The organism is Moorena sp. SIO3H5 (genome assembly GCF_010692395.1).
Classification (GTDB): domain Bacteria; phylum Cyanobacteriota; class Cyanobacteriia; order Cyanobacteriales; family Coleofasciculaceae; genus Moorena.
Genome location: NZ_JAAHHS010000337.1, coordinates 1 through 8,563 on the forward strand (window position 1 = coordinate 1; position 8,563 = coordinate 8,563).

Consider the following 8,563-nt stretch of genomic DNA (forward strand, 5'->3'; position numbering starts at 1 on the left):
GTGATTTGCGCGGTCTTGGGGGTTTCCCCCATGAGCGACTGCATCAAGACAAGGCTCAACTGTCTTACGGTAACTTCTAACCATGAGCAACTGCCGTGGTTTCCCCCATGAGCGACTGCATCAAGACGGGAGCAGGGAGCAGGGAGCAGGGAAGAGGGAAGAGAGAAGAGGGAAGAGAGAAGAGGGAAGAGGGAAGAGGTAAAAACTAATGTGTACCTCATGAGTCGTAGAATTGCTATATCTAACTTAGACTAAGTATAGGACAGGCAATACTTTGAAAGGTATTGTTGTTGATTTTATTTTGTCTTGTGATTAAGATTAGCCTTGTTTCATTTAGGGTAGCTACTGTATTCTGCGACAAAAGCTGTGGATAGATAAAAATGCTCGAAAGACTATGATGATCGCATTTGCGGATGGTTTCTATAACAGCGTTTTGATGACTGTCTTGAGGCACTGCAATTCCCGCCATAATTTCCACGCCATGTTCTTTAGATACAGTTTTTAGTGCGAGTATATAATCCAGATTAAAACTTTCAAACAGAACATTATTTTGCAGATTATGATATTTAATCAGCTTTACTAATGCGTTAACCAGAGCCTCTCGATATCCAGTTATCTTATCAGACCAATCTTTAATATCAAAGTTGAATGCAACCTGACCATTAACCTGTTTGCAAAGGTCTTCAATCTTGAGAACATTTTTCCCAAGCCTCAGACAAAGCTCTTCATAATTGAACTCAAAAACATTGGCAACTGGTTGATCAAGACTTTTAACAGGTCCCCATAATGATACTAATTCATGGTCTTTAGTTAACTGAACATCTACTTCGATCATATCAAAACCTTCATTGATAGCTTTCTGTGCTGTCTCTAGGGATTCTATGCGATGGGCAATTTTAAATCCATCAAACTGCTTTAAGTTGAGACGTCGCAACAGGCTTGTTGTTTCGGGAAAAGGTTTGTAGCACCAATTGGATGTCTCTCTTAAGGTTTTGGCAAACCTTTGAGCCATAAGTTTTTGTTGTAGCTGTGGGATTTCTTCAGGAATATCGAAGAACATAATGGCATCTCCTCCAGGAGATTCTATGCTGCCACACCCACTCACATGCAAAGGCTCTGGTTCATTTTCAGGAGCTAGTAAATACTTAGCAAAGGTCATAAAACCGTGACTCCGTGGGGCAAGAAGCCAGATGTAATTTCTGTCTTCGCAATACATGAATTTTGTATTATATGAGATACCTTCGCTCATTAGCTTATAGGTTGCTTTCCATACTTGCTTCGCCACTTCAGTCCTATCTTGACCTTTAATTATTATTGTACGGGCTGCCCAGTTAGCAAGTTCCCCATTTATGACACCATTGATGTGGCTCTTGTTAACTATTTCAATTCTGTTCTCTAAAAGATTTTGCCAAACAGGAGTTTTAACTCGATAGAACTGACCATGTGAATGTTTAACACTGGCACCAGAGAAACTTGTAAAAGAACCTTCATAGTTTTTTCCCAGTGCATAGGAAGCTGTTAGAAGATCATCTATATATGATTCAGTGAGTATTTGAGGTTCTTCTTTTCCTCCAGCCATGATCAGATGATCTTCCCCATAAGGGTCAATATTGATAAAAAAGGAGTAAATTTTATTTGACGGTAGTTGGAGCTTACAAATTAACTCGTCAATATTTGCGTAACAAAAAGGGCATCTTCTATTTTTTGGGGAAAGATGAGGGATTTCTAACTCATTAACCTTTTCTGGAAGTGCTTCTTCAAGAAGCATTAGGGTATCAAACTCACCCTTTCTTTCTGGCACAAAACTAAACTTGTACCAGAGATTTTCATGAAGAACACTTAGCTGATGGTCTGGCGAGTATTTGTAATTTGCAACTTTATGGTTACGGTTTTCGATAATCTTTATTGAGTCACGGACTGTCTTTTCTATTGTTGCTTCGTCAAAACCATCTTTCAATACGAGATAGTTGGCTCTAGATTTTAAAATAGTATCTATTAACTGTTCGTTAGCGTCTTTTTTGAGTTCTTCAAGAGCTGATATCGCATTACTACAGTCTTCGAGACCATCAAGTTCAAATTTATGCTTGATGAATGCCAAAGTCGTGGGAAAATCCTCCACTTCAACCCCTCTAAGATTCCGTCTTTTCTTATTGTTACCGTTTTCTACTATGTCGGCTATGCGCATAATAGCCAACAGATTTTTTAATTCAGATTTGGCAAGGCTAGACTCGTTAATACAGTGAAGAACACGCTCATGAGATTCAAAGAGCCAAGGCTGTTCGTTACATCTGATCAGTACTTCTACTTCTGGAGTAACGATGATATTTCTTTTGTTTAATAGATCAACTGAATATTGAGGGTGATACCACCAGGTTTTTAATAGCTCCCTTTCTCTAGAGGATAAAGGTTCACCTTTCAGTAACTCGAACTCTTCTAAGTACAAAGGTAATGGATCTCTAAATTCTTCTGCCGTAATTTCTTTTCTAAGTCCTGCTGCGATCCGTTTCTTGGCATGCTCGATACATAATTTAGGATTAAAGCTCGGTTTAGCACCTAACTTCGATTTGTCTGTTTTTACAAATTCTAGTCGCAATAGAAACTTTTGTTCTTCCTGATACTTATGTTTCAAGGCCCCGCCGATGTCATGAGCCCAGGAAGCCCTTTTTAAGATTTCGATTTGCCCATCAGGAAGATCCATTTTCCTAGCGATCGCCTCGGCTATGATGGCATGTCTCTGGGAATGCTCAACTATATCAATAGGATCATTCTGAAAAATCTCATTTTCAGAATGATCTAGTATTGATCTCCCTTGATCAATTGGTTCTGGCCAATCTTTTCCTGCTTTCTGAGACTTTTTTTTTTGCTGTGACACTTCTTCTAATACCAAGTCAAGCTTTTCAAATGCCATTTGTAAGTCCTCTACTTCCGATATCAGTGGGGCTTGAAGCATAATACTATCGCCCATATCCTTATATCTTGATGCAGCTATAATTACACCATGATCAAACATTTTTTCTGCAATTAAATTGGCGAGTTTACAGTTTTGTTCATGATCTCCAGCAACAATATCAACTGCGGCTTTAGTTCCTATAGAGCGTATCTCGCCTAATATTGTATATTTCTTCTGTAAATTTACAAGTTCTTCGTAGATATAACGGTTTAAGATATTTGCTTTATGAGCTTCCTTTTTAAGTTCGGCGAGGAATACTTTTCCTGCTGTGAAACTAATGGGACTATGAGCAAAAGTAAAGGAATGCTGTCCTGGCTTAAAGGAGAACTTCTCTTTATATAGCAGTCCTGCTAGGGGAAAACCGCCACCAATGGATTTCCCGAAGGTTATGATGTCTGGTTCTACATCATAAAGCTCACTCATGAACATCTCTTTCACACAGCCAAAGGCGGTTTGTATTTCATCAACAATCATCACGACATTGTTCTGGTCGCAAAGCTCCCGAATACCTTGGACTAATGACTTACTCAAAATCTTAAACCCGCAGTTGCCTTGTACTAGCTCCAAAATGATCGCCGCAGGCTGTTCTTTGATCATTTTTACTTCAATATCAGCTAGATCTTTTTTTACTTCCACACCATGATTAAAATAGGGTTGATATTGTTCGGCTGTACCTTTCCAGCTAACCCCCATTGTCGCAAAGCTTCTGCCATGAAAACCATCTTCCAAGTAAAGGATTTTATGCCGATCGTCACAATTGTTTATAGCTAGTTTCATCGCCCCTTCATTAACTAAGCTGCCATGAAGACAAAAATTGACTTTGGTTAAAGATTGCGGCGAAAGCTCGATCAGCAATTGAGCCAGCTCAACTTTCTCTTGTGTTGAGAAGGCTGTTCTTAAATGAGTTACTTTGTCGAGTTGATTTTTGACTGCATCAATAATTCGTGGATTGTTGTGACCAAGTGGCAAAGACCAAGTTTGTGAAAATAGGTCGAAATATTTTCTCCCTTCACTATCCCATAAGTAAGGGCCAAAAGCTTTTTCTATATTGACTGCGGTGGCACCTATTGTGCTTCCTTCATTTTTAAAGATCATGGTTTCCTATTATTCAATCCACTAATAAGTTTAACAAAAGGTTAAAATCCTAAATTCTATTTTAAAGCTCCTTTACCAAAAATTGCAAGATACATTCCCCATAAGACAATTAAACAACCTAAATAATTAATCCAACTTGTAGTTTCTGAAAATATGAATTTGGCTTCTATATGACTAAAAAGGGGAATAACTAACATTGATAAAGCTACAAAACTGGAAGACAATTTTTTCAGACTATAAACAGCTAATCCTTGAGCTATAACTTGACTCAATAAAGCAATAGCAATTACTAAAAGCCATTCTTGCCAAGAATTGGGTAAAACATGATCACTCCCAGATATCCAAAGAATAGGAATTAGAATAATTGTTCCTACTGCACAACGCCACAGTAAAATAATTGTAGTATTTGTAGTAGCACGAACTTGTTCAACCAATAACCAATAAGTAGCATAAAAAAAAGTTGAAGTTAAAGCTAAAGCATCACCATATAGTTGTATTGTTGATTGGGAAAAATCCGCCAAAGCAATGAGAATAGCACCTGCGACTGCTATTACTACACCAATAATAAATCGTCGATCAAACACTTGACTAAAGAAAATTGATCCTCCCAGTATTGTAAAGATTGGAAGTGTACAATCGATCACAGCAACATTGGTTACGCTTGTAAAACTTAATGACCAAACACCAAACATCATATATAAAGTTGCGGCAATTCCCCCTCCCACTAAGAATGCAATAATTTTTGGTGTATAGTTATTTTTAGGAGGATTCTCATTATCTTTGCGAAACTGTCGATTAAATAAAATTAACCCTGTTTCAATAGCGGTAAACCAAATTAAACCAATAGCTTCACGCCAAAAAACGGTTTCATTTTCACCAATCCAATTTCCTCCTAGTTTAAGCAAAATAAGTGCTACTGATGAGATTAATCTGGCAGTTACTAAAGCGATTATGGCTATAATAGTTGCTTTATTGAGAAAGGGTTTTAAACGATCTGATTTCGTTAATATCTGTGTTAATGAATTCATAAGATCATTTAAAAATCTTTTATTTTTTTCCAACGTATCATACTATAGCAACGGCCAAGGCGGTTAGGACACAAGGGCAGGCATACCGTTGGTTAGCACTAATTGTACCGTTTAATACAATATTACTTGAATTACATTCTTAACAAACCCCAATGATGCGTTTTTCCCGATGACCAGCTAGCAGATTAGGCATAATTTGCTTCATCTTCCTAAATGCTAATTTATCGAACTTGGCACTAGAATTAACAGTCATAACTCGTCCTTTTATTCAGCTATAGGTGCAGTAACCAACACCAACAGAAACTGATGGTGTGGGCTTCCTACCTCATAAACAATTGCCTTTGCAGAAATAGATTCCGGCTAGGGTCTGACATCCTCTCTACAGGCTTACCCTTCGACTGTCGCTTAGGGTAACACCGAGGGTAGTAAGGTTTTAGGCCACAACAATGACGTTATTGAATCCTAAAAAGGACAATATCACATTATGGTATTTTTAACAATTGTTTAACTAAAGTTTAAGAGGACAGCTAATTGGGGGAGGAAGGGGTTGCTCTCAGCAACCCCTTCCTCCCCCAAAACAATAATTATCATTCTCGTTGATTGTATATTTTATTTTTTGGAAGTCCCTTAGCTATTCGTTCCAAGTACTCACTCCACTTACTGCGAGTGGAGGGGAAGGGCATATTACTATACCCTAACGGTAGGCGATCGCGAAGCTAAAAATGTTGCCTGGTACTATACTGAAATATTCCCAGCCTACGAGGAACTCATAGGTTATGTCGGCTTCTATCCTAGACCCATGGATGCTTGCTACGTTGGTGACGAGAAGGTGCAACCCCAAGCCGGAGATTTTTATGCAGGGTGGATCACCAGTGATATTGTTGGTCCTTTTAAAGGCGAACCTGGGACCTGGGGTTGGTAGCTAAACAGTATCGGTTAATACCAATTTTTTGTATTTCAACATATGTGTCGATTACTCGCTTACCTCGGTTCTCCTATCCAACCGGATCAACTCATCTACGAACCAGAACACTCTCTGTGTATTCAAAGTTACAGACCCCAAGAAACTACAACCACCTCTGTGAATGCTGATGGGGTAGGAATTGGCTGGTATCACTCCCAAAAACAGACAGAACCCTTTATTTACAAAAACATCCTACCCATCTGGAGTGATATTAATTTACCTCACCTGAGTCGTTACATAGAGTCTGAATGCTTCCTAGCCCATATCCGCAGTGCTACCCCTGGACAAGCAGCCAGTTTGAGTAACTGTCAACCTTTTAGCGATCGCCACTTCCTCTTCACCCACAATGGCTTCATCGACAACTTTCGAGCCACCTTATACCAACCGATCCGCAATCATATTAAAGATACAGTCGATCAGAAAATTGAAGGCACTACCGATTCTGAACATATCTTCGCCTTGTTCCTCAACGAATTAGCTGCTGTGGATGGTAATTGGGAAAAAGCCTTACAGGGGACTTTAAACACACTCTTTAAGTTAGCCAAACCCTATGGAGTAAAGGTCTTAGCGAACATAGTTATTAGTGATGGAAATCAGCTTATTGCCTCTCGTTGTGCGATCGGTTCTACTCCACCTTCTCTCTACTGGCTACAGAACCCTCCACATTTGCCCAATTCTGTCATCATTGCCTCTGAACCTTTGTTCCCAGGAAACTGGAATCCTTGCCCTGAAAGTACCATGATTTGTGTCACAGAAGACCTGAACATCAACATGTATCCCATAGATTTGTAGAGGTGACAGCTCCTACACTGACCTTTCAGGTTCAGTGTAGGCAACAAGCGCCAATCCAGCTATTGCTTACGGAGGCGCTGGGCTTTAAGAACGGACTGCCGAGAGACGAAACCTGTTTATTGTGGAGCCTTTATGGTTAGTCGGCTATGCATAAAAGGGTTAAAACTTTTTGATTAAGGCTCCACTATCTTACGGTAACTTCGTTCCCAGCATTTAAGGCCTTTGGCCACGCTACGCGAACGGCTTTGCTTGCAGGGATTATAATATCAACAGATAATTTACAGATACTTTATTTTTGACTCCTATGCCGATTAATAAGATTTACTATGAAAGCAAGCAAAACAACAAACAGACAAATGGTTATTGGTATAACTTCAAGTGAAACTTTACTACTTAGCAAACCCATCACAGGGAGAATCAAAACTCCACTTAAATAACTACCTCCTACTTGATATCCAGTAATTTCCTGAGAATTAATCTCCCCAAATAGTTTTGGTGTGTTGTGGATCATACTGGGGAATATTGGCGCACAGCCGATTCCCAACAGGATTATAGATGGGACTAACAAACTGTTTTGTTGAATTATCAGCATCCATGAACCAATAAACATTAAGCATAATCCCATATTCATTAACTTCTGGATTGAGATATTATTAGCAAAAATACCCGCAATCAGTCGTCCAATCATAATGCTGATGTAGAAGAGTGAAATTATTAAGCCTACATTTAATTTATCTAAACCTCGACCTTCAATAAGATAACTAGCCAACCAGACTCCCACGCCCATCTCAACTGCGATATAGATTGGAAACGCAATAATAGAAAGAAAAACATCTTGCTGTCGTATCAGGTTAAGTCCTGATTTTTTCTGGACAGCCTTATTCTGGAGTGCAGTGTTTTCCTCTTTAATGCTTTTGCTTCGCCAAAGAGATAGGGAGATGGAGATACCAATAATAGCTGCAATAACGAACACAATAGCTGCAATCACCTGATAACCACCACGCCAATTTCCTGAATCAGCTACATATAAAGTAATAATGCTAGGTCCCAAAAATGCTCCTATGCCCCAGAAACTGTGAAGCCAATTCATATGTCTGGGTGAATATTTGAGTGCTACAAAATTATTAATACCTGTATCAATAGCACCAGCTCCAACACCCAGGGGCAAAGTACATAATAATAGCCACCAGAATGATGGTGACAGCGAATAGCCAAACAAAGCACTAGCACTAAGCAAAGTGCTAATAAATACAACCTTGCCAGTCCCTAGCTTATGCAAAAGCAGCCCACTAGCAAAACTGGAAAATGCTGTACATATAGTTGTCAACATTGTGATAATACCCGCAGCTTCAAGTGGCAAAAAGAGTGAGCTGCGCATAGATGGCCATGCTACACCTAAAATCGTATCTGGTAATCCTAAAGCAATAAATGTTAGATAAATAACAACAATTAGTAAGCGGGGCTTGTTCTTTTTTTTTTTTTAACTCTGCAACGTCTTTTTTAGTCCTTCTCATAATTATTGAATAAATTTACTGTTAAATCCTATCACATTAAATATATAGCGTTTCTAGGACTTGTGAGGTACAAATTTCTGGTTTTTAGGGAGCAGCGATGCAGCGCGGTCTTGGGGAGGCAGTGCGGTCTTGGGGGTTCCCCCGGAGACGAAACCTGATTACGTTGAGCCTTTATGGTTGGTCGGCTATGCAGAAAAAGGGTAAAACTTATTGATTAGCG

At 39.2% G+C, this 8,563-nt stretch carries 5 protein-coding genes and 2 pseudogenes; 3 read left to right on the forward strand and 4 right to left on the reverse strand.

Annotated features, from left to right (window positions below):
- The 3 genes and pseudogenes from F6K52_RS27370 to F6K52_RS27380 form a co-directional block, all read right to left on the reverse strand.
- Nucleotides 1-221 (reverse strand): annotated as a pseudogene (locus F6K52_RS27370) (hypothetical protein); the annotation flags it as partial.
- 20 nt (nucleotides 222-241) lie between these two features.
- Entirely contained in the window at nucleotides 242-4,045 is a 3,804-nt protein-coding gene (locus F6K52_RS27375; RefSeq protein WP_293085807.1) for an aminotransferase class III-fold pyridoxal phosphate-dependent enzyme, read from the reverse strand.
- A 56-nt stretch (nucleotides 4,046-4,101) separates the two neighbouring features.
- Complete coding sequence (locus F6K52_RS27380) at nucleotides 4,102-5,106, reverse strand: DMT family transporter (protein WP_293085810.1); 1,005 nt, start codon at nucleotides 5,104-5,106, stop codon at nucleotides 4,102-4,104.
- A gap of 613 nt (nucleotides 5,107-5,719) precedes the next feature.
- On the opposite strand from F6K52_RS27380, the pseudogene F6K52_RS37120 reads away from it, so the two are divergent.
- The 3 genes and pseudogenes from F6K52_RS37120 to egtC form a co-directional block, all read left to right on the forward strand.
- Nucleotides 5,720-5,854: pseudogene (locus tag F6K52_RS37120) on the forward strand (DUF427 domain-containing protein); the annotation flags it as partial.
- Between the two features lie 18 nt (nucleotides 5,855-5,872).
- On the forward strand, nucleotides 5,873-5,995 hold the full coding sequence (locus F6K52_RS37125) for a hypothetical protein (RefSeq protein WP_364419960.1): 123 nt from the start codon (nucleotides 5,873-5,875) through the stop codon (nucleotides 5,993-5,995).
- 42 nt (nucleotides 5,996-6,037) lie between these two features.
- Nucleotides 6,038-6,829 (forward strand): ergothioneine biosynthesis protein EgtC, encoded by a 792-nt coding sequence (gene egtC / locus F6K52_RS27390; protein ID WP_293085813.1) that lies wholly within the window; start codon nucleotides 6,038-6,040, stop codon nucleotides 6,827-6,829.
- A gap of 289 nt (nucleotides 6,830-7,118) precedes the next feature.
- Here the strand turns inward: egtC and F6K52_RS27395 are convergent, their stop codons facing one another.
- A complete protein-coding gene (locus F6K52_RS27395; RefSeq protein WP_364419963.1) occupies nucleotides 7,119-8,279 on the reverse strand; it encodes an MFS transporter in 1,161 nt (386 codons plus the stop codon).
- Between the last annotated feature and the right edge of the window lie 284 nt (nucleotides 8,280-8,563).

Coding starts and splice junctions, on each gene's coding strand:
- egtC (WP_293085813.1), top strand. CDS start 6,038: ATGTGTCGATTACTCGCTTACCTCGGTTCTCCTATCCAACCGGATCAA.
- F6K52_RS27375 (WP_293085807.1), bottom strand. CDS start 4,045: ATGATCTTTAAAAATGAAGGAAGCACAATAGGTGCCACCGCAGTCAAT.
- F6K52_RS37125 (WP_364419960.1), top strand. CDS start 5,873: ATGGATGCTTGCTACGTTGGTGACGAGAAGGTGCAACCCCAAGCCGGA.